Source organism: Gordonia sp. NPDC062954, from assembly GCF_044543825.1.
Taxonomy (GTDB): Bacteria; Actinomycetota; Actinomycetes; order Mycobacteriales; family Mycobacteriaceae; genus Gordonia; species Gordonia tangerina.
On sequence record NZ_JBITWL010000006.1, the window covers coordinates 194154 to 215676 of the forward strand.

Annotated in this window: 20 protein-coding genes and 1 riboswitch; of the genes, 16 read left to right on the forward strand and 4 right to left on the reverse strand. The window is 68.1% G+C overall.

Translation table 11 applies throughout. The annotated features are described in order from the left end of the window. Positions 1 to 117 precede the first annotated feature (117 nt). The gene (locus tag ACIGKQ_RS08915) at positions 118 to 1221 is read right to left on the reverse strand and encodes an isochorismate synthase MenF (protein WP_396573271.1); all 1104 of its coding nucleotides are present in this window, start codon (positions 1219 to 1221) and stop codon (positions 118 to 120) included. 89 nt (positions 1222 to 1310) lie between these two features. After that, positions 1311 to 1424: riboswitch (SAM riboswitch) on the forward strand. Positions 1425 to 1438: 14 nt separating this feature from the next. Between ACIGKQ_RS08915 and ACIGKQ_RS08920 the strand changes: the two genes are divergently transcribed. Further along, positions 1439 to 2731: an aminotransferase class V-fold PLP-dependent enzyme gene (locus ACIGKQ_RS08920; protein ID WP_396573273.1), complete on the forward strand. Its 1293-nt coding sequence runs from the start codon at positions 1439 to 1441 to the stop codon at positions 2729 to 2731. A gap of 72 nt (positions 2732 to 2803) precedes the next feature. Here the strand turns inward: ACIGKQ_RS08920 and alc are convergent, their stop codons facing one another. Continuing rightward, positions 2804 to 3787 (reverse strand): allantoicase, encoded by a 984-nt coding sequence (alc, locus tag ACIGKQ_RS08925; RefSeq protein ID WP_235724506.1) that lies wholly within the window; start codon positions 3785 to 3787, stop codon positions 2804 to 2806. 200 nt (positions 3788 to 3987) lie between these two features. Between alc and ACIGKQ_RS08930 the strand changes: the two genes are divergently transcribed. Next, positions 3988 to 4488, forward strand: a complete 501-nt coding sequence (locus ACIGKQ_RS08930; protein WP_396573275.1) for a MarR family winged helix-turn-helix transcriptional regulator — start codon at positions 3988 to 3990, stop codon at positions 4486 to 4488. Further along, complete coding sequence (locus ACIGKQ_RS08935) at positions 4485 to 6164, forward strand: MDR family MFS transporter (protein ID WP_396573277.1); 1680 nt, start codon at positions 4485 to 4487, stop codon at positions 6162 to 6164. The genes ACIGKQ_RS08930 and ACIGKQ_RS08935 overlap by 4 nt, the downstream gene beginning before the upstream one ends. A 179-nt stretch (positions 6165 to 6343) precedes the next feature. Here ACIGKQ_RS08935 and ACIGKQ_RS08940 read toward each other — a convergent pair whose 3' ends face one another. After that, positions 6344 to 6856: an inorganic diphosphatase gene (locus tag ACIGKQ_RS08940; RefSeq protein WP_235724473.1), complete on the reverse strand. Its 513-nt coding sequence runs from the start codon at positions 6854 to 6856 to the stop codon at positions 6344 to 6346. A gap of 133 nt (positions 6857 to 6989) precedes the next feature. Here ACIGKQ_RS08940 and dacB point away from each other — a divergent pair, with 133 nt between their 5' ends. Genes dacB through tilS form a run of 3 tightly spaced genes read left to right on the forward strand, consistent with a single transcriptional unit; the run spans position 6990 to position 10470 of the window. Then, a complete protein-coding gene (gene dacB / locus ACIGKQ_RS08945; protein ID WP_396573279.1) occupies positions 6990 to 8393 on the forward strand; it encodes a D-alanyl-D-alanine carboxypeptidase/D-alanyl-D-alanine-endopeptidase in 1404 nt (467 codons plus the stop codon). Further along, positions 8390 to 9466, forward strand: coding sequence for a zinc-dependent metalloprotease (locus tag ACIGKQ_RS08950; protein WP_266059936.1), 1077 nt, complete (start codon positions 8390 to 8392; stop codon positions 9464 to 9466). The genes dacB and ACIGKQ_RS08950 overlap by 4 nt, the downstream gene beginning before the upstream one ends. Next, the gene (gene tilS / locus ACIGKQ_RS08955; RefSeq protein ID WP_396573281.1) at positions 9445 to 10470 is read left to right on the forward strand and encodes a tRNA lysidine(34) synthetase TilS; all 1026 of its coding nucleotides are present in this window, start codon (positions 9445 to 9447) and stop codon (positions 10468 to 10470) included. The genes ACIGKQ_RS08950 and tilS overlap by 22 nt, the downstream gene beginning before the upstream one ends. Before the next feature lie 207 nt (positions 10471 to 10677). Here the strand turns inward: tilS and ACIGKQ_RS08960 are convergent, their stop codons facing one another. Beyond that, a complete protein-coding gene (locus tag ACIGKQ_RS08960) occupies positions 10678 to 11406 on the reverse strand; it encodes a glycine zipper family protein (RefSeq protein WP_396573283.1) in 729 nt (242 codons plus the stop codon). 377 nt (positions 11407 to 11783) lie between these two features. Between ACIGKQ_RS08960 and hpt the strand changes: the two genes are divergently transcribed. From hpt to panC, 10 genes are all read left to right on the forward strand, one after another. After that, the gene (gene hpt / locus ACIGKQ_RS08965; RefSeq protein ID WP_396573285.1) at positions 11784 to 12380 is read left to right on the forward strand and encodes a hypoxanthine phosphoribosyltransferase; all 597 of its coding nucleotides are present in this window, start codon (positions 11784 to 11786) and stop codon (positions 12378 to 12380) included. 191 nt (positions 12381 to 12571) lie between these two features. Next, on the forward strand, positions 12572 to 15085 hold the full coding sequence (gene ftsH, locus ACIGKQ_RS08970) for an ATP-dependent zinc metalloprotease FtsH (protein WP_287014736.1): 2514 nt from the start codon (positions 12572 to 12574) through the stop codon (positions 15083 to 15085). Between the two features lie 69 nt (positions 15086 to 15154). Further along, positions 15155 to 15793: a GTP cyclohydrolase I FolE gene (gene folE, locus ACIGKQ_RS08975; RefSeq protein ID WP_396573287.1), complete on the forward strand. Its 639-nt coding sequence runs from the start codon at positions 15155 to 15157 to the stop codon at positions 15791 to 15793. Between the two features lie 47 nt (positions 15794 to 15840). Further along, positions 15841 to 16734 carry a dihydropteroate synthase gene (folP, locus tag ACIGKQ_RS08980; protein ID WP_396573289.1) on the forward strand — a complete coding sequence of 298 codons (894 nt, stop codon included), beginning with the start codon at positions 15841 to 15843 and terminating at the stop codon, positions 16732 to 16734. Beyond that, positions 16731 to 17120, forward strand: coding sequence for a dihydroneopterin aldolase (folB, locus tag ACIGKQ_RS08985; RefSeq protein ID WP_235724479.1), 390 nt, complete (start codon positions 16731 to 16733; stop codon positions 17118 to 17120). The genes folP and folB overlap by 4 nt, the downstream gene beginning before the upstream one ends. Further along, positions 17120 to 17647 (forward strand): 2-amino-4-hydroxy-6-hydroxymethyldihydropteridine diphosphokinase, encoded by a 528-nt coding sequence (gene folK / locus ACIGKQ_RS08990; protein WP_235724480.1) that lies wholly within the window; start codon positions 17120 to 17122, stop codon positions 17645 to 17647. The genes folB and folK overlap by 1 nt, the downstream gene beginning before the upstream one ends. Next, positions 17644 to 18171, forward strand: coding sequence for a DUF3180 domain-containing protein (locus tag ACIGKQ_RS08995; RefSeq protein ID WP_235724481.1), 528 nt, complete (start codon positions 17644 to 17646; stop codon positions 18169 to 18171). Before folK ends, ACIGKQ_RS08995 begins: the two co-directional genes overlap by 4 nt. Positions 18172 to 18254: 83 nt before the next feature. Next, complete coding sequence (locus ACIGKQ_RS09000; protein WP_235724482.1) at positions 18255 to 19445, forward strand: DUF6779 domain-containing protein; 1191 nt, start codon at positions 18255 to 18257, stop codon at positions 19443 to 19445. Positions 19446 to 19588: 143 nt separating this feature from the next. Continuing rightward, entirely contained in the window at positions 19589 to 20590 is a 1002-nt protein-coding gene (locus ACIGKQ_RS09005) for a Rossmann-like and DUF2520 domain-containing protein (RefSeq protein ID WP_235724483.1), read from the forward strand. After that, a complete protein-coding gene (panC, locus tag ACIGKQ_RS09010) occupies positions 20587 to 21504 on the forward strand; it encodes a pantoate--beta-alanine ligase (RefSeq protein WP_235724484.1) in 918 nt (305 codons plus the stop codon). Before ACIGKQ_RS09005 ends, panC begins: the two co-directional genes overlap by 4 nt. Positions 21505 to 21523: the final 19 nt, after the last annotated feature.

A 21523-nucleotide genomic window follows, 5' to 3' on the forward strand; every position in this document is an offset into this window, starting at 1 on the left:
TACGGCCCTCGGCTGGCGCCTCGGACCTACTCGATCACCGGAGAGTCAGCCCAACCGCTGGGCGACGTATCGAGGAGCGACGAACCTTCCTCCGGGTTGTGGGCGATCAGGAAGTCGTCAGGCATGCGCTATACCCAATGCGTTGAGGACGGTCGCGAGTTTGGCGGTGGTCTCGTCGAGTTCGTCCTGTGGGTCGGACTGGGCCACGATCCCGCCGCCGGCCCAGGTGCGCAGACTGTGGCGATCTGCGGCAAGCTGCAGGCATCGGATGGTGACCATCCACTCGCCGTCGCCGGCGTCGTCGCACCAGCCGACCGCGCCCCCGTAGAGCCCGCGTGGGTCTTCGACATCGCGGATCAACTGGGCGGCAACATCACTCGGTGTGCCACAGACCGCGGGGGTGGGACTGAGCAGCGCCGCGAGATCCAGCGCGGTGACCGACGGATCACGCAGCGTCGCGCGGATGGGTGTCGCCAGGTGCCAGATCTCGCCCGTGGAGCGGACCTCGGGGGTCGACGGTGCATCCAGATCCGAACTCAACGGGGCGAGCCGGTCGCGGAGGTAATCGACGACGAATCGGTGCTCGGCAAGGTCTTTCGACGACGACGCGAGCGCCTCGGCGGCCGCACGGTCCGCGGTAGGGTCGGCGGATCGGCGTGCCGAGCCTGCGTACGGTCGGCAGGTGACGACCCGACCGGTCTTGCGCAACAACACTTCCGGGCTCGAGCCGAGTAGCCACGAATCGTCGCCGATGACGGCCCCTACGTCCACGGCGAAGGCGTTGTGGTCGACATTGCCGCCCGCCAGTGCGGCAAGCAGATCGGTGACCTCAACCGGCTGCCCGATCACGATGTCGACGGCGCGGGCGAGGACCACCTTGTCGACCACGCCGTCGGCGATCTGTTTGATGGCTGCGACCACCCGGTCGCGGTGGGTTCGTGGATCGGGGTGGGCCGTCATGGACACAACCTCGCGCGGTGTCGGCGGCACCGGCGTCAGCGGTGCGGCGTCCACATCGAGGACTTTTGGTTCGACGAGCGCCGCATTGTCGGCTGGGTCGAAAGGGATTGCCCCGGTGATGGCCCGAACGTCACCCGTGGAGAGGGCTGCGCGGGCGGCGGCGGTGTCGGTGAACGCACGCCGACGACCACGGGCGCGGACGGTGCCGTGGGGTCGGGACAGCACGAACACCTCGCGGTCGTCGCCGTCGGAAGTGGACATGACCTCACGGTACCGGCGCGGCTCGCCGGGTTTCGCTCACGATGATCGGAAATTGACTCATCCGGGGCCGATGGGCGACTGTTGATGCGGGTCATGAGTGCCAGTGACAAGCCCCGGCTCGCTGGCCGGCAACCCTCCTCCGCGGTGGGGTGCTCCGGGTGACGACCCGGCTGTGGTCGAGGTGGCCACGGCAAGTGCGGATTCCCTAGGAGCGTTCATGTCCACTGTGCTGTCAGACCCATTCATCACGTCACTCGCGGCTGCGCCGCTGCCCGCGTGCCCGCAGCCGACCCCGATCCCGCCGCTGGCCGAGGTCGTCGGCGCCACCGCGCACGTTCCACTGTGCTCAGGCGGGTCGGTGCGCTATGTGAACCTCGACTACGCGGCCAGTGCGCCGGCGCTGGCCGCGGTGGCCGGCGCCGTGCAGGCCGCGCTCGGCCAGTACGCGAGCGTCCATCGGGGTGCCGGACATCATTCGCAGGTCACCACCGTCAGGTACGAGTCGGCCCGCGAGTCGGTACGAGCCTTCGTGCGCGGACGGATCGACGACGCCGTGGTGTTCACCCGCGGCACCACCGACGCGATCAATCTGGCCGCCCGGGCCACTCGCGGCGATGTCGTCGTCCTGGATATCGAGCACCACGCGAATCTGTTGCCGTGGACGGCCCGCGAGCGCGCCGGGGGCGCGCGGGTGGTGCGGGCGCGGTCGACGATCGAGGACACCCTGGCTGCGCTGGAGGCGGAGTTGGCGGCGGCGCCGGCTGCGTTGCTGGCGGTGACCGCGGCGTCCAATGTGACCGGTGAAGTGCTGCCGATCGGCCGGCTCGCCGCGCTGGCCCACCGACACGGCGCCCGCATCCTGGTCGATGCAGCCCAGCTCGTCGCGCACCGGCCGGTGTCGATGGTCAGCCACGGTATCGACTACCTCGTGTTCTCCGGCCACAAGCTTTACGCGCCGTTCGGCGCCGGGGTGCTGATCGGCCGGGCGGACTGGCTCGACGCGGCCGACCCGTACCTCGCCGGCGGCGGTGCGTCGGCGGCAGTCACCCTCGACGACGCAGCGTCGGCGAGTGTCGAATGGCGCAGCGGCGCAGCTCGACACGAAGCGGGATCACCGAACGTGCTGGGCGCCATCGCGATCGCGGCGGCCTGCGAGGCGTTGGCCGGCATCGGCTTCGAGACCATTGGTACGCATGAGGCGGAGCTGTTGGGTCGCTTCGACGCCGGACTGGCCGGGATCGCCGGCGTCGAGCTGCTGCGGATCTTCGACGACTCGACCGACCGGGTCGGTATAGCCGGGTTCGTCGTGGACGGTCACGCGCCCCGTGAAGTCGCCGAACATCTCAGTGACACAGCGGGAATCGGCGTGCGCGACGGAAAGTTCTGCGCACATCCGCTGCTGCAACGGCTCGGCTTTCCCGATGGTGCGGTGCGCGCGAGCTTCGGCCTGGGGACCGGCGCAGACGACATCAACCGTTTGGTGGAGGCGCTGCACCGATTGCAGGCCTGACACATCCGCGCACCGAGCGCGCATCCGCGCACGTCTCGACATGCGCGGATGCGCGATAGATGCGCGCGAAGCTCAGGCCTCGCCACGCTCCCACTGCTCGATGAGCTCGGCCTCCGCATCGTCGGTCAATGTGCCGTACAGCTTGAACCGCGCCATCCCACCGTCGGGGTAGATGTCCATGCGCGCCTCGGTCATCGGACGATCGAGGTCGATGACGAAGCGATGGCGGGTGTCGGGCTGCAGCTCGGTGCGGGGCAGGACCTCGAACCACTCGCCGTTCTCGCCGTCGCGACCCCGAACCGTCGCCGCGCCGGGAGCGTTGCCGAGGAAGTAGCTGGTGTCGAGTTCGACGAGGCTGACCTGGCCGCGCCCGGCCAGCCGGACCTGGACCCAGTCGTTGCCGTCGTCGCGGCGCCGCGAGGTCTCCCAGCCCTCGCCCATGTTGCGGGCGCGTCCGGGCATCAGCAGATTGTTGGGGGAGCTGTAGAACATGTTGGAGCAGGCGGTGATCAGGCCGCCGTTTTCCAGTGCGGCGAGGTCGAAGTGGCCGTAGCGGAAGAAGTGCGGGTTGGGCACTCCGCGACCGTGCACGCGGAAGCGGGCCACGCCGCCGTCGGGGTGCATCGTCAGTCGCACGTGCGTGAAGCGATTCTTGGCGTCCACCTTGAACGGATTTCGGGTGTCACCCTCGGCGGGGGACTTGTCGACGATCGTGACCCACTCGACGTCGTTGAGTAGTTGATCGACCGAGACGACGCCTTCCACTGCGGCGGCCTCCACCGAGATGTGCGGTGGATAGTTGCCCTTGAACCACGACGTGTCGACCACCACGCCGTAGATGACGCCGGGCGCGCCGAGTCGGACGATCGCCTGGTCGACCCCGCTCTGCCGCCGTCGCCGGGTCTCCCAGCCGTCGTAGACCTGGCCTTTGTGACCGAACGTGGCCGGCTGGTACTGCGCCGCCGGCGTCTTGATGAGGTTCTGCGCCTCGGCGAACAGGTCGTCGTTGGTCCAGACCACCGCGCCCCCGAGATCGCGAAGGGCGAGATCGGGCATGGAGGTGAAATGCGGACGGTTGCCCGATGTGGGAGGCGGCTGAGGAGTCACGTTTTCTGATCGTAGGTAACGGTTTGCCTTCCCACGAATCCGCGCGCATACTTGCGTCCGGCAACTAGTTGCGGGACGCAACTAATCGCAAAGGGAAAGTAAAGGACTCGCGGGGGCAAGGCCCCGAAACGTGACCACACGGAGGCGTGATGCTCGGCCAGAGAGCTCTCGACGAGCTGTTCGACACTCTCGCCCGATACGTCCGCATCCGCGACCGTGCGGCGCACACCACGTTCAAGACGCCGGACGGTGAGTTCGAGTCGGCCGCCTTCAAGTCGCTCTTCCACCTGGCCCGCCAGCCCATGCGGTCACGGGAACTCGCCGAGAGTCTCAACGCCGACCCGTCGACGGTGAGTCGCTATGTGGCCCAACTCGTCGATCTCGGGCTCGTGCGCCGGGAAGCAGACCCCGACGACGGTCGCGCCACCCAGCTGGTGATCACCGACGAGGGTCGTGGCCGGGTCGAGGCGATGCGGACGGTGCGTCGCGCAGCGATGGACCAAGCGATGTCGGACTGGAGCGACGACGAACTGCATGCCCTGGTCGGGTTGCTCGGCAGATTCGTCGACGCCGCGGAGTCCGTGATCGCACCCCCGTGCGCCAAGACGGGATCCGGCTCGCTCGAAGCGCTTGTGAAAGGACAGAAATGACAGAATCCACAGCCACGGCCCGCGACGACGACGTCGCCGGCGCCGGGTTGAGTCACCGTCAGATCCTGACGGTGCTGGCCGGCCTGATGAGCGCGATGTTCCTGGCCGCGCTGGACCAGACGATCGTGTCGACATCGATCCGGACCATCGCCGACGACCTCAACGGTTACGACATGCAGGCCTGGGCGACGACCGCCTACCTGGTGACGGCGACCATCGTCACACCGCTGTACGGCAAGTTGTCGGACATGTACGGCCGCAAGCCGTTCTTCATGGTGGCCATCTCGATCTTCGTGATCGGATCGTTCCTGTGCAGCATCGCGACGTCGATGTACGAACTCGCGGCCTTCCGTGCCTTCCAAGGCCTCGGCGCCGGTGGCCTGATGACGCTGGCATTGACCACCATCGGTGACATCGTGCCGCCGCGTGAGCGTGCCAAGTACCAGGGCTACTTCCTGGCGGTGTTCGGTACCTCCAGCGTCCTGGGTCCGGTGCTCGGTGGTCTCTTCGCCGGACAGTCGTCGATCCTGTTCGTCACCGGCTGGCGCTGGGTCTTCCTGGTGAACGTGCCGATCGGGATTGCCGCGCTGGTGCTGATCTACAAGGTCCTCAACTACGACCAGCAGAAGGGACAGGGTGGCCGTACCGACTATTGGGGTGCCACCGCCCTGGCCATCGCCGTCGCGCCGCTGCTCATCGTCGCCGAGCAGGGCCGCGAATGGGGCTGGACCTCCGGAGCTGCCTGGCTGTGTTACGTGGTGGGCGTCGTCGGCATCGCCGCCTTCATCTGGATCGAGAACCGGATGGGCGACGAGGCGCTGATCCCGCTACGGGTGTTCCGGAACCCGATCTTCTTGCAGGGTATCGGGATCTCGGTGATCGTCGGTGCCGCGATGTTCGGCGGCATCTCGATGTTGCCGCAGTACTACCAGGTGCTGCGTGGATCGAGTCCGATGGTCGCCGGCCTGCAGATGTTGCCGATGGTGCTGGGCCTGATGACCGGTTCGATCCTGTCCGGTCAGCTGATCTCGCGCACTGGGCGGTACAAGATCTTCCCGATCATCGGTTCGGTGCTCATCACCGTCGGTGCATTCCTGATGCACCTCGTCGGCGTGGACACCCCGTTGTATCTGGTGATGCTCATCGCCGCGCTGATCGGCTTCGGCCTGGGCAACCTGATGCAGCCGATCATGCTGGCGATGCAGAACATCCTGCCGCCCAAGGACATGGGCCTGTCGACGGGCACCGCGACCTTTTTCCGCCAGATCGGCGGCACCATGGGTGTGGCGGTGTTCTTCTCGGTGCTGTTCTCCCTGATGGGGCCGAATATCGCCGACGAGATGAGCTCGGCCGCCACACAGCCGGAGTATCAGGCGGCGGTGGCGCAGGCCGCGCAGAGTGACAACCCGCAGACCCGTGAGTTCGCGCAAGGTCTCATTGCCGCGGCACAGAACCCCGGCCAGGCGTCGGCGTCGTCGGACGTCATGTCGGACACGTCGGTGATCCAGGAACTACCGCCGGAACTCGCCCGCCCGATCAAGGAGGGCTTCGCGAACTCGATGGACAGCGTGTTCCTGGCCGTGTCGATCATGGCGGCATTCGCGATCATCGGGACGGTGACCTGGAAGGAACTGCCATTGCGGACGGGTCGGCCGATAGGACAGAAAGCCACGTAAGTCACGCTCGCACCGTGCCCAGCACGCTTTTCGTGTCGAGTGGGCGCTGTGTTGGTGTCGAGTGGGCGTCGAACTTCCGGCAGAACGTGCGGTTCTGTGGGAAGCGACGCCCACTCGACGGAAAACAGTGCCCACTCGACCGCCGTGCTGGTGTCGTGGCCAGCCGCAGGTGCGGTTGCTTAGCCGCGGGAGGGTTCGTTGGCGTGGTCGGGATGCGCGGCGAGGCGGTCGATGGCCTGCTGGGCGACCTTCTCGGCCTCGGCCTTGCCTACCCAACCACCCGGCTGAACTTCCTTGCCCGGCTCGAGGTCCTTGTAGTGCTCGAAGAAGTGGGAGATCGGGCCGAGCTCGTACTCGCTGACGTCGGAGATGTCCTGGATGTGGTCCCAGCGCACGTCGTCGGCGGGCACGCACAGCAGCTTGTCGTCGCCGCCGGCCTCGTCGGTCATGGTGTACATGCCGACCACACGGGACTTGACGATGACACCGGGGTAGACGGACTCGGGTAGCAGCACCAGCGCGTCCAACGGGTCGCCGTCCTCACCGAGGGTGCCGTCGATGTAGCCGTAGTCGGCCGGGTAGCCGAATGACGTGTACAGGTAGCGGTCGAGGTAGACCTTGCCGGTCTCGTGATCGACCTCGTACTTGTTGCGGCTACCCTTCGGGATCTCGATGGTCACATCGAATTCCACAGTTCCTCCTGGCACAGTTGTCGCTGGTGGTGACGGCAGCCGACGAGCAGTCGCCTGCGCAGATCGCCTCAACGATACTGTGAGGCGGACATGGGGGCCCGACCCCCACGGCGATCACCGGAGGTGGCGGAGCGTGCGGCTCGGATCGACGAGGCCCGACAGCAGGTCGGGTCGTTCGCTGCGGTCGCGTCGAGGAGTGCTGTGGGCGCTGATCTCGGTGGTCATCCTGGCCCTCATCGGCGGTGGTGCCGTCGCCGTCGCCCTGCAGATCGACTCGTCCGAGGAACTGCCACCCGGCATCCCGCCGCAGCCGGCCGCCATCGCGGTGAACCCGCAGATCAACCCGGTCCCGCCGAACGCGCCCGAACCCACTCCCGCCGGGCTGCGGCAGGCCATCGAAGAGGCGGTCACCGACCCGGCTCTGGGTGAGTTCACCGGGGAGATCAGCGATGCGCTCACCGGGCAGCAGCTCTGGTCGGACTCGCCAACCGAGCCGCGGGTACCGGCGTCGAACGCCAAGATCCTCACCGCCGCCGCGGCACTGTTGGATCTGCCACACGATCAGCGGATCACCACCACGGTCGTCGCCGGCCCCGGCGGACAGGTGATCCTGAAGGGCGCAGGCGATCCCACCCTGTCGGCGCAGCCGACCGGCGCGGACACCTTCTACACGCGCGCCCCCCGCATCGCCGACCTCGCCGCGCAGATCCGCAAGGCCGGTATCGACGTCACCTCGGTGGCCGTCGACACCAGTGCCTACACCGGGCCGTCGATGGAGAGCACCTGGGACGACGGTGACATCGCCGGCGGCGACATCGCGCCCATCGAATCGCTGATGGCCGACGGCGCCCGCATAGAACCGCTCGACGAGTACTCGCCGCGCGTCGCCGACCCCGCCATCATCGCCGGGGAGTCGCTGGCCGCGGCGCTCGGCGTCGACGCCCCCGTCACCGAGCAGACCGTGCCCACCGGCGGACAGGTGATCGCGCAGGTGCAGTCGGCGCCGCTGGTGACGCGCGTCAACGACATGATGCGCTTCAGCGACAACGTGCTCGCCGAGACGCTGTCGGTCGAACTGTCGACCGCGCAGGGCGGCCCGGCGAGCCTCGCCGGCGGAGTGGCCGCCATCGAGAGCTCGCTGAGCCGGCATGGCTTCGACATGTCGGCGGTGACCCTGCGCGACGCGTCGGGGCTGTCGTACGCCAATCGGGTGCCGGCCGGAGTGTTGGACACCCTGATGGGCGCGGCGGCCGGGCCGTCGCAGCCGCTGATGCGGTCGTTGCTCGACGGACTGCCGGTGGCCGGCGGCACCGGAACCCTGACCGACCGCTTCGACCCGGACACCAATCCCGGCGCCGGATGGGTGCGCGCGAAGACGGGAACCCTCACCGGGGTGAGTTCGTTGACGGGGATAGTCCAGACGATCGACGGCCGGGTGCTGGCGTTCGCGCTCATGTCAGGAGGCACGTCCCCGGCCGATGCACGGCCCGCTCTCGATGACGTGGCCGGCGCGCTGAGGGAATGTGGGTGCCGATGAACAGCAATGACACGACTCTCGACCAGGTCGACGCCGAGTCGATCGGTGCCCGGATCGATTGGGGCCTGGCCGCGGCCACCGGACGGCGACTGGCCCGACCGGGACCCAAGACCACCGCATACACGCTCGACGCCGCCTATGCCGAACTGGCCGATGCGGCCACCCGCGCCGAGGCGCCGGTCCGCGAATTGACCGGTCTGGCCGACGGCCTGCGGGTGCCCACCACCCGCATCCTCGACCGCAAGCAATGGGTCGACGCCGCCTCCCGCTCGATGCAGTCGATGCTCGGCGTCAGCGGTGAGGCCGACACCTCCGGACTCGCCGGACTCTCCGCGAAGGCCGGGGGAGTGCAGGCGGGCGGGCTGCTCGCCTTCCTGTCCGGCGCCATCCTCGGGCAGTACGACCCGTTCACCCCCGACCCCGACACCGGTGACCCCGGCGTGCTCATGGTGGTGGCACCCAACATCATCGCCGTCGAACGGTCCCTGAAGGTTGTGCCCAGCGACTTCCGGTTGTGGGTGTGCCTGCACGAGGTGACCCATCGGGTGCAGTTCTCCGCCAACCCTTGGTTGCGCCAGTACATGATCGACAATCTGGAGATCCTCACCTCGGATGCGGGGGAATCGACCGGCGAGATCATCGGCAGAATCACCGAGACGCTGCGTGGCGACAAACCCCGCGAAAAGGGCGTGCTCGGCGCGATGCAATTGCTGCAGACGCCCGAACAGTACGAGGCGTTCAACCGCATGATGATGCTCGGCACCCTGCTCGAGGGCCACGCCGATCACGTGATGGATGCCGTCGGCCCCGTGCACGTGCCGACCGTCGCGAACATCCGCGCGGCCTTCGACAAACGACGCACCGCACCCCGCAACCCGATCCAGCGCATCATCCGGGCTCTCATCGGCATGGACGCCAAACTGGCGCAGTACATCCGGGGCAAGGCGTTCGTCGACGAAGTGGTCGGCGCAGTCGGGATGGAGCAGTTCAACACCATCTGGACCTCGCCGGAGACGATGCCGCGACCGAACGAGATCGACGAACCGCGCCTGTGGATGCAACGGGTGCTGTAACCCGCGCAGTCGCCGAATTCGCAGCTGCGTACCCGGGCGTCGGCGACGAGGTGTGCGTCGGGCTGTCCGGCGGACCGGACTCGTTGGCGTTGCTGGCGTGCGCGGTGCGTGCTGGTCTGCGGGTGCGCGCGCTGGTCGTCGACCATGGTCTGCAGGCAGGATCGGATGATGTTGCATCCGAGGCGGCTGAGGCCGCGATGAACCTGGGGGCCGAGGCGACCGTGCTGGCGGTCCGCGTGGGCTCCGCGGGCGGGATGGAAGCGGCCGCGCGCACCGCTCGCTACACCGCACTCGACGGCGCCCGCGCCGGCCGGCCCGTCCTGCTGGCGCACACCGCCGACGACCAGGCCGAGACGGTGCTGCTCGGCCTTGCGCGGGGATCGGGGACGCGATCGATCGCCGGCATGCGGCCATGGAATCCGCCGTGGGGCCGACCGTTGCTGGGTGTTCGTCGAACCCAGACACTGGCCGCCTGCGCCGAGCTCGGACTGCGCCCGCATCACGACCCGCACAACCGCGATCCCCGCTTCACCCGGGTTCGTGTGCGATCCGAGGTGCTGCCGCTGCTCGACGACGTGCTGCACGGCGGGGTCGTCGACGCGCTGGGCCGGACGGCGTCGTCGCTGCAGGACGACAACGACGCTCTCGACGCACTCGCCGACGACCTGTATGACCGGGCGGTCATCGGTGCAGACTGTGACAACACACGAACCGACATCCCAGGAACCGACATCCCAAGAGTCGACGTCCCAGAACTCGTTGCTGCAGTACTCGACGCTGCGGTCCTCGCTGACGCTCCGGCGGCGTTGCGTACCCGGGCGGTGCGTCGCTGGCTGCTCGACGTCGGCGCCACCGAGCCCACCTATCGGGTGATCGTCGCCGTCGACTCGCTGGTGTGCGATCCCACCTCCCGAGCGCAGGTCGCGATCGGCGGCGACCCCACCGCGCGCCTCGTCGCCACCCGCACCGGAACGCGGCTACACGTCACCCGCCACCCCCGCTGACGTGTGCCGCGCCGCCGCGCCGCCGCGGGCGGTGGGTCAAACAGTTCTGGCCGCAGTTGTAGGTTGTGGCCGCAGGTGCGGCTCCAAGCCGGAATCGGGAACTGCGGCCAGAAGTTCGCGACCACGGCAGGCCAACGTCGCAGACTCAAGTGACGGCCCGCCTCGTCGAGCACTGAGGCGGACCGTCGGGGTTGAAGCGTCAGCGTGTCACTTCTTGGGTGGGACGAACGGGGAGTTGATGGTGTTGAAGTAGTTGATTGCGGAGTAGATCAGCGAACCGCCGCCGCCGAGGCTGAGGCCGACGATTCCACCGAGACTCGCGCCCAGCGGGATCGCGGGGAGGCACCCGACGATTGCCGCGATCAGTCCCGTGAGGCAACCGACGACGCCACCTACGATCGCACCCAGCACAGTCCCGACCAGTGACGAGATCGACAGACCAGCACTCAACTCCTGATTGAACCGAGCCAGCGCCTCGTCATCCCGCTCCTGCTTCGTCTGCGGGCCGGCCGCCTTCTGCTGCCTGGCAGCCTCCACCCGCAGCCGCTCCACCTCGGCCGGATTGACCGGAACGGCCCGCGCAACGTCACGGGAAGGTATCAGCGTGGCGCTATTTCCCGAGGTCCGGGCATCGATGGGGAATTGCAGATACTCCTTGCGGTAGTTCAGGGGCATCTGAAATGCGGTCGCACCGGCGTTATTGCGAATGGCGAGCACACCGTTATTGGTGCTGATCGAGCCGTTGTGCACGGTGATGGAGAACGACGTCGCTGTCGTATGAATGTCGTACGTCGTCGGCGCGGGCTGGGTCGGAGCGGCCTGCGCGACCCCGGCGAACGCCGTAATCGCCACGGTGACAAAGGAAAAGGCGGTCAGTAGGCGGAGGTGGCGACGAAGCCCGCGGCTGCGGGTGCGGGTGCCTGGGTGTGCATGCATATGTGGTGTCTTTCAGGTCATCGACTCCGCGACGAGAGTCGGGGCTGGGCAGGCTGCATGAAGGAATCTCGTTCGCAGAACAAATGACCAGGCCCCCTGTAATCACAGCGTCTGCGGACGAATTTCACTTTCACAAATATCGGTTCACGGCTGGAGAAAAGTGTGTCGCGTGTGAATCATGTTGTCATTCGTGATCTTAGTGTGATGCGCGACATCCCGTTCCCACAAAAAATGTCGTACGAACGACCTACATCGTTACCAGGCCCACTGGGACGGTTGACCAACGCCACGCCGACGGCAGCGAATCCACCCGAGATTCGCGCGCGGATCCGGGTGGTCGTGGGCGTGCTCCGGCCGGGACATGACAAGCTGGAAGCGTGCAGTCCCCACACGGATCCGACACCACACCTGTCGACAACTCGCACGCGTACGGCGACGACATCGAGGCGATCCTCATCACCGAGGATCAGATCAAGCTCCGCACCCAGGAGCTCGCCGAGTCGGTGGCGGCGCGCTACGCCGACATCGAGCAGGACCTCGTGTTGATCGGGGTGCTCAAGGGTGCGGTCATGTTCATGACCGACTTCGCGCGGGCTCTGAGCATCCCGTCGCAGATGGAGTTCATGGCCGTCTCGAGTTACGGGTCGTCGACTTCGTCGTCGGGAGTGGTGCGCATCCTCAAGGACCTCGACCGCGACATCACCGGCCGTGACGTGCTCATCGTGGAGGACATCATCGATTCCGGGCTCACGTTGTCGTGGCTGATGAAGAATCTCGCGACCCGCTCGCCGCGATCGTTGGAGGTGTGCACGCTGCTGCGCAAACCCGAAGCGGTGCGTTCGCCGGTCGACGTCGCCGACGTCGGCTTTGACATCTCCAACGAGTTCGTGGTCGGTTACGGCCTCGATTTCGCCGAACGCTACCGCGATCTCCCCTTCATCGGTCGGCTACGCCCGACGGTGTACCAGAACTGACCGTGTACCTGCGGTGAGCAGCCGCGGACGGTGGGCGGAACGGTTTTCCCCGGAAGTTCGTTGACCGGTAGCCTCTACAAATACGGACAGCTGCGCTCGCGACGCGCGGCAGGCCGCGACGTCGACCGGGAAGGACAGTGGGAACGGCGCGGGCAGGACAGCCAGACCGGCCCGAACCACCACCAACACGCATGAACCGAAAGTCAGTCTTCCGCAACCTCGCCATCGTGGCGTTGATCGTGCTCGCCCTCTGGGGCTGGAGCGTGATGCGTGACTCCGGCCGCGAGTATTCGTCCGTGGACACCTCGGTCGCGTTGACGCAGCTCAACGTGAAGAACACCGACCGCATCGACATCGATGACCGCGAGCAGACGCTGCGGATCGAGTTGAAGAACCCGATCCAGGTCGACGGCCAGGACGTCACCAAGATCAGCGCCAAGTATCCCGCCGCGGCCGGCGACGAAGTGTTCAACACCGTCACCCAGACCGGCGCGCCCTATCAGACGAACGTGACCGAGGAATCGGCGCTCTGGCAGATCCTGATCTTCATCCTGCCGATGCTGCTGCTGTTCGGACTCTTCTTCTTCGTGATGAACCGCATGCAGGGCGGTGGTCGCGGCGGCGTGATGGGCTTCGGCAAGTCCAAGGCCAAGCAGCTCACCAAGGACATGCCCAAGACCACCTTCGCCGACGTCGCGGGCGCCGACGAGGCGGTCGAAGAGCTCTACGAGATCAAGGACTTCCTGCAGAACCCGACGCGCTATCAGGCGCTCGGCGCCAAGATCCCCAAGGGTGTGCTGCTGTTCGGCCCGCCCGGAACCGGTAAGACACTGCTCGCCCGGGCCGTCGCCGGCGAGGCCGGAGTGCCCTTCTTCACCATCTCCGGTTCGGACTTCGTGGAGATGTTCGTCGGTGTCGGCGCCTCGCGCGTGCGTGACCTGTTCGAGCAGGCCAAGAACAACAGCCCCTGCATCATCTTTGTCGACGAGATCGACGCCGTCGGTCGCCAGCGTGGTGCCGGCCTTGGCGGCGGCCACGATGAGCGCGAGCAGACGCTCAACCAGCTGCTCGTCGAGATGGACGGCTTCGGTGATCGCTCCGGCATCATCCTGATCGCCGCCACCAACCGCCCTGACATCCTCGACCCGGCGTTGCTGCGGCCGGGCCGCTTCGACCGGCAGATCCCGGTCGGCAATCCCGACATCGCCGGTCGCCGCGCGATCCTGAAGGTGCACGCGCAGGGCAAACCGATCGACGACGACGCCGACCTCGACGGACTGGCCAAGCGCACTCCCGGCATGTCCGGCGCCGACCTCGCCAACGTCGTCAACGAAGCGGCGCTGCTGGCCGCTCGCGAGCACAAAGACACCATCACCGCCGAGATGCTGGAAGAGGCCGTGGACCGCGTCATCGGCGGCCCGCGCCGCAAGAGCCGCATCATCAGCGAGCACGAGAAGAAGGTCGTCGCCTATCACGAGGGCGGACACACCCTGGCGGCCTGGGCGATGCCCGACCTCGACCCGATCTACAAGGTCACCATCCTGGCCCGCGGCCGCACCGGCGGCCACGCTCTCGCGGTGCCCGAGCAGGACAAGGACCTGATGACGCGCTCGGAGATGATCGCGCGTCTCGTCATGGCGATGGGCGGTCGGGCCGCCGAGGAACTCGTGTTCCACGAACCCACCACGGGTGCGTCGAGCGATATCGACCAGGCCACCAAGATCGCGCGTGCGATGGTCACCGAGTACGGCATGAGCGCAAAGCTCGGCGCCGTGCACTACGGCCAGGAACAGGGCGATCCGTTCCTGGGCCGGTCGATGGGCAATCAGGCGTCGTACTCGGCCGAGATCGCCAGCGAGATCGACGAAGAAGTGCGCCGCCTGATCGAGGCCGCGCACACCGAGGCGTGGGCCATCCTGTCGGAGTACCGCGACACGCTCGACGTGCTCGCCTCGGAACTGCTGGAGAAGGAAACGCTCACCCGCAAGGACCTCGAGGGGATCTTCGCCGAGGTGCACAAGCGTCCGCGCATCACCACCTTCAACGAGTTCGGTGATCGCACCCCGAGCGACAAGCCGCCGGTGAAGACGCCGGGTGAAATGGCGATCGAACGTGGTGAGCCGTGGCCGCCGCCGGCGCCCGAGCCGGTTCCGGAACCGGTCGGCGCGGGCGGTCCGCCCGGACATCCGGGTGCCGCACCCGGCTACCCGAATCCGACACCGGGCCAGTCGTATCCACCGTCCTACCCGCCGCAGTCCGCGCCCGGCCAGCCCTACGGTGGCTCATCGGGTGGATATCAGGGGTCGGGTGGCTACTCCGGTCAACCCACCCACGGCACCCGGCCCGACTACGGCGCCCCGCGCGACTGGTCGGCACCGGGCTGGCCGCCGCGGGACGCTCCGCAGGGCGGCCCCAATGGGTCATCGGGCGGCTATGGCGGTCAGGGCTACCCCGGCGACCAGGGCTACCCCGGAAACCAGGGCCGCCCCGGCAACCAGGGCTACCCCGGCAACCAGGGCCGCCCCGGCAACCAGGGTGCCGGACACCACGGTGGTGGCCAGGGGCAGCAGCCCCAGGGGCAGCAGAACGGACACGGGTACCCCAACGGGACCAACGGCCACGGTGCCGGATACGGGTCTCCCGACCGGAATCCAGACGACCGGGGACCCGATGACTCCGGCACGAACGGTGCCGGATACCGGTAACGACCCGCGACACCAGGCGTCAGACCCCGCCGACGGCACCGACGTTCCCAGAACGGACCAGATGACACGATGACCATCAGTGAGCAGCAGGACATGGATCGCGCAGTCGACGAACTCGCCCCGCGCACGCCGAGCGGGCGACACTTCGATCAGCCTCGCGCCGAGGCCGCGATCCGAGAACTGCTGATCGCGGTGGGGGAGGACCCCGACCGCGAAGGGCTGCAACGCACCCCCACCCGCGTCGCCAACGCCTACCGGGAGATGTTCGCGGGTCTCTACACCGACCCCAGCGAAGTGCTGGCCACCATCTTCGACGAGAACCACGACGAACTGGTGTTGGTCAAGGACATCCCGATGTACTCGACCTGCGAACACCACCTCGTGTCGTTCCACGGCGTCGCGCACGTCGGATACATCCCCGGCGAGGGTGGCCAGGTGACCGGGCTGAGCAAACTGGCGCGGGTCGTCGACCTGTACGCCAAGCGTCCGCAAGTCCAAGAACGTCTCACCAGCCAGATCGCCGATGCCATCGTCAATCGGCTCGAGCCGCGCGGGGTGATCGTGGTGATCGAGGCCGAGCACCTGTGCATGGCGATGCGCGGTATCCGCAAACCGGGTGCCACCACCACCACATCGGCGGTGCGCGGGTTGTTCAAGACCAGCGCCGTCTCGCGTGGCGAGGCGCTCGACCTGATCTCGCGGACCTGAGCGGCCATCGCGACCCGATGCGTCTGGATGCCGACCGTACCCTCGTGATGGGGGTCATCAACGTCACCGCGGACTCGTTTTCCGATGGCGGCCGCTACCTCGACCTCGACGCGGCGATCGCCCACGGGCACCAACTGGTCGCCCAGGGCGCCGACCTCATCGACGTCGGCGGCGAATCCACCCGACCGGGCGCCAGCCGCGTGGACCCGGAGGTGGAGGCGGCGCGGGTCGCGCCGGTCATCAAGGGCCTCGCCGACGCCGGTGTGCCGCTGTCGGTGGACACCATGCGGGCCGCGGTGGCCGAGGCCGCCATCGACGCCGGTGTCACCGTCATCAACGACGTTTCCGGCGGACGCGCCGACGCCGACATGGCGCGGGTGGTGGCCGACTCGGGCCTGCCCTGGATCCTGATGCATTGGCGTCCGGTCGACCGGGTCGCCGCTCATGCCGGTGCACCGTTCACCCACGGCGTCGACGACGCCGGCGGGTACCGCGACGTGGTCGCCGAGGTCAGCGGGGAACTGCTGGCCCAGGTCGACGCGGCCGTCGATGCCGGTGTCGACGCCGATCGGATCATCCTCGATCCGGGCCTCGGCTTCGCCAAGACCGCCGATCACAACTGGGCGCTGCTACACGCCCTGCCCACCCTGGTCGGTCTCGGTTTCCCGGTGCTGGTGGGGGCGTCGCGCAAACGCTTCCTGGGCACCCTGCTGGCCGACGACGGCGAGAGCCGGCCACCGGCGGGACGTGAGATCGCGACCGCGGCCATCTCCACCCTCGCCGCTGCCGACGGTGCCTGGGCGGTCCGTGTGCACGATGTGGCCAAGAGTCGCGATGCCATCGCCGTCGCGAGCGCCTGGCGCCGTGGCGGACGCCGCCGACCCACCGACGCCGGGTCGGCCGACCCGATACGTCCGACCAGAGCGAGGAACAGCCGATGACCGACCGCATCGAGCTGCGTGGCCTCGTCGTCCGGGGTAACCACGGTGTCTTCGAACACGAACGCCGCGACGGGCAGGACTTCATCCTCGACATCATCCTGTGGCTCGACCTGACCGCGGCGGCTGCCTCCGACGACCTCGACGACACCGTCGACTACGGTGCACTCGCCCAACGCGCTCACGACATCGTGGCCGGCGAACCGCGCAACCTGATCGAGGCCGTCGGCGGTGAGGTGGCCGACGCGCTGATGGACGACGAGCGGATCGCTGCTTGCGAGGTGACGGTGCACAAGCCGTCGGCGCCCATCCCGCTGCAGTTCGCCGACGTCGCGGTGGTGACGCGACGCTCCCGGAAATCGATGAGTTCCCGAAAGTCGATGAGTTGATGACGTATTCACGTGTCGTCCTCTCGGCCGGGTCCAATATCGGTGACCGCACGGCCCACCTGGCCGGTGTGGTCGAATGTCTCGCCGACGACCTCGTGGCCGTCTCGCCGATCTACTCCACGGCGCCATGGGGTGGCGTTGCACAGGACGATTTTCTCAACGTGACGATCATCGCGGAGGGCGAGCGTTCCCCCGAGCAGTGGCTCGAGATCTGTCACGAACTCGAGCAGGCCGCCGACCGTACCCGCGAGGTGCGTTGGGGGCCCAGAACTCTGGACGTCGACGTGATCTCCGTCAGCCGGGACGGCCACGTCGTAACCAGCGCCGATCCCGCGCTGACGCTGCCCCATCCCCGTGCGGCCCAACGCGCCTTCGTGCTGGTGCCGTGGCTGGCCGTCGAGCCCGACGCCACACTGTGGACCGCGCAGGGCGAGCGGCCGGTGGCCGACCTCGTCGCCGAACTCGACCCCGACGAACGCGCCGGAGTCGTGGTGGTCGACGAACTGCCCACACCGAGGCGGCGATGACCGCACCGAAACGTCCACCGGAGGAGAACCAGGAATCCGGGCTCGGCCCCACCCGGGTGCGAGACCTGACCGCCATCGCTGTCGTCGTGGCGATCGTGGCGTGGATACTGGTTCGCTACAACTACGGCAGCCTGCCGCCGATGCCCTTACTGGCCGGCCTGGTGCTGTACATCCTGGCCGCGCTCGAGGCGGTGATCGCGTTCATCGTGCGCGCCCGGGTCGCCTCGCGTGATGTCGGGCGCGCCCGCGGGCAGTTGCATCCGCTGACCGCGGCACGGGTGTTCGCACTGGCGAAATCGTCGGCGATCCTGGGCGCCATCGCGGTCGGGGTGTGGGCCGGGTTGCTCGTGTTCCTGTGGACCCGACACGATCTCGCCGCCGCGCAGCACGACCGGCCCGGCGCGATCGTCGGACTCGTCGGCGGCATTGTGTTGGTGGCGGCCGCCCTCTGGCTCGAATATTGTTGTCGTGCACCCGACGACCCGACCGATGACGCTGTCGAAGGGCATCCGGGGCCTGCTTGACCTCGCCCATAGCACCCGAGGGATTCGTGACTCTCCGCGGTGCTTGGGCAACTTCAGTGCGGTCAGGCGGTAAGTTCACGATCATGACGACCTCGAACGGCCGTTCCACGGAGCCGCGGCGCTCCGGAAGATCGGTGGGACAGTGGCTGCTGGGTCTGCTCATCGTGCTCGCCATTGTGGCCAGCATCCTGATGGTCTTCACCGATCAGTTGTCGATCAGTGGATCGCTGGCGGTGATCGCAGCGCTGTGGGCGGCCGTGATCGGCGCCATCCTGGTGACCAAATTCCGTCGGCAGGCCGAGAGTGCAGAGGCCAAGAGTCGCGATCTGCGGCTGGTGTACGAACTGCAGCTCGAGCGCGAGATCGCGGCCCGGCGCCAGTACGAGCTCGACGTGGAGACCACGATCCGCAAAGAGGTCAGCGCCGAGTCCAACGAGGAGCTCGCCGAACTCAAGGCCCAGGTGCTGGCGCTGCGGTCGAGTCTGGAGACCCTGCTCGGTGAGTCGTTGCCGGATCCGCGGGTCGCACTGCCGAGTGAGAAGTTGCGGGAGCTGGCCTCGGGGATCGGTCAGCCCGGCGGCTACGGCTCCGGATATGGGGGCGGAACCGGTTTCGGCGCGGACTTCGCCACCGACGACAGTGTGCGCGCCGCGCAGGACTTCGCCACCACCGCCCCGGCCGCGGACTCCGGTCGGCGTATCCCGGCCGACGTCGATCCGAACGAGATGACCGAGGTGATCCCGGTGATCACCGATGAGGCGCCCATCTCCGGACGCATCGCGACCGAGGTGCCCACCGACGTCACCGACGATCAGGTGCAGGATGCCGTCCTCGCCGACGAGGAGGCCGGCGCCGAGACGTCCGCGACCGCCGACGCCTACGTCGACGAGTCGCCGACCGACGAGTGGCCGCCCGCCCAGTCTGCGGCTCCGGCATCCGCTGCTCGCGAGTCTGCTACTCCAGAGTCTGTGGACGACCTGCCGGCCGACGCCGGGACCGATATCCCGGAGGCTGCCGACGAGGAGTCGGCCCCCGCCGAACCCGCACCGGGCAACACCCGTCCCGACCCGTCGCCGGAGTCGGCGTCGTTCGCTGCGATAGGACGGCACGAGGGCAGCGGCGACGAGTCGAACCCGGCCCTGCAGGGGCGTCGTCGGCGGCGGGGCGAGGACAGCGAGAGTGCGCACTCCGCCGGCCTGCCGGTCTCCGAGCTGCTCAGCCAGCTGCGTCAGTCGGGTGCGCCCGGCGGTGGTCGGCGGCGTCGGGAGGACTGACCGACCGCGTGCCGTGACGCGTGTCATCACGTGAAGCCTGTCACAGGCGTTGGCCCCGGGCGGTGTCGAGGGCCTAGTCTTGCTCTGCAACGTCTGGTACCCGAGCTCAGCCGGGACTGGAACATTTTCAGCGGAGGACAGTGGTGACCTCACCGAGCGATGATCTCGGCCCGTCCGGGCTGCACGGGGATGCCCCGTACCTGTCCGGCGTTTCCAATCTCCCCACCCCTGCGCGTCTGACCGTCGGATTGATCTCGGCCGGCCGAGTCGGAACCGCACTCGGTGCCGCTCTCGAACAGGCCGGTCACGTGGTGGGCGCGGTGGTGGCCCGTTCCGAGGCCTCCCGACGCCGCGCCGCCGACCGGCTCCCCGAATCCGAGGTCATGGACCTGCAGTCGGTGGTCGCCCGGTCGGAGCTGCTGATCCTGGCCGTCCCCGATGCGGCGCTCGGTGCCGTGGTCGACGAGATCGCCCACAGCGGGGCGCTGCGGCCCAACACGCTGGTTGCGCACACGGCCGGAGCCAGCGGCGTCGCCGTACTCGCGCCGCTCGCCGAACTCGGCGCCCTGCCACTCGCCATCCACCCGGCGATGACCTTTGTCGGCACCGCCGACGACACCACACGGCTGCGGCAGGCCTGTTTCGGTGTGACCGCCGCCGACGAGGTCGGGTATGCGATCGCGCAGGCGCTGGTGCTGGAGATGGGTGGCGAACCGGTGCGCATCGCCGAAGCCGACCGCGTGCTCTATCACGCCGCGTTGGCGCACGGCGCCAACCATCTGATCACCCTCATCACCGACGCGGTGGCCGCGCTCGACGCCGCGATCGACGGGCCCGCCGGCCAGGCCGGGCGGGCCGCGGCCACCGTCGACGGCAGCGGCGCGATGCTCGCCGAACGCATCCTGGGCCCCCTCGTGACGGCATCTCTGCAGAACGTGTTGGAGCTCGGGCCGCGCGCGTTGACCGGGCCGGTCGCCCGCGGCGACGCAAAGGCCGTCGCCGATCATCTCGGCGCGCTGCGGGGGCTGCCCGCCGACGACGCCGGTGCCACCGACATCGCTGAGGCCTACCGCGTGCTCGCCCGTCGGACCGCAGCCCACACCGCTGCGCCCGCCGAACTCATCGACGTGCTGGAGACGACATGACCACCGACCTCGGCGACAAGCCGTACACGCCAGGCGAACTCACCGTGCATCGGGATCCGGCGACGCTGCACCGGATCACGTCCGCGCTGCGTCGCGCGGGCAAGCGGGTGGCGCTGGTGCCCACCATGGGCGCACTGCATGCCGGCCACCTCGAACTGGTCCGGACCGCGAAGGCCAGCGGCAATACCGTCGTCATCGTGTCGATCTTCGTCAACCCGCTGCAGTTCGGGGCCAACGAGGACCTCGATGCCTACCCGCGCACGTTCGACGCCGACTGCGAGTTGCTGCGGCCGCTCGGGGTGGAGGTGGTGTTCGCGCCCACGGCCGCCGACATGTATCCCGACGGGCAGCGCACGATGGTCCATCCGGGCTCGGCCGGCGCCGTGCTCGACGGCGCGTCTCGGCCCACCCATTTCGCCGGCATGCTCACCGTGGTCCTCAAGCTGCTCACCATCGTCGCGCCGCATGCGGCGTACTTCGGGGAAAAGGACTACCAGCAGCTGGTCCTGATCAAGCAGATGGTCGACGACCTGAACCTCGACGTCGACGTCGTGGGCGTGCCGACGGTGCGGGAGAGCGACGGTCTGGCGATGTCGTCGCGCAACCGGTACCTCGACGAGGAGCAACGCGAGCTGGCGACCACGTTGTCGGCGGCGCTGGTCGCCGGTGCCCATGCCGCGGCCGGCGGACGCGACGCGATCCTCGCCGCTGCGCAGTCGGTGCTCGACGCCAACCCAGAGATCGAGGTGGACTACCTCGCGCTCACCGACCGTCAACTCGGCGAACCACCCGAACTCGGCGACGGACGGCTGTTGGTCGCCGCCCGGGTCGGCGCGGCACGCCTCATCGACAACGTGGGCGTCGCGATCGGCACCGGTTTCGCCGGCCGCGACCCCGAACAGATCCACCACTGACACCAGATCACCCACCGAA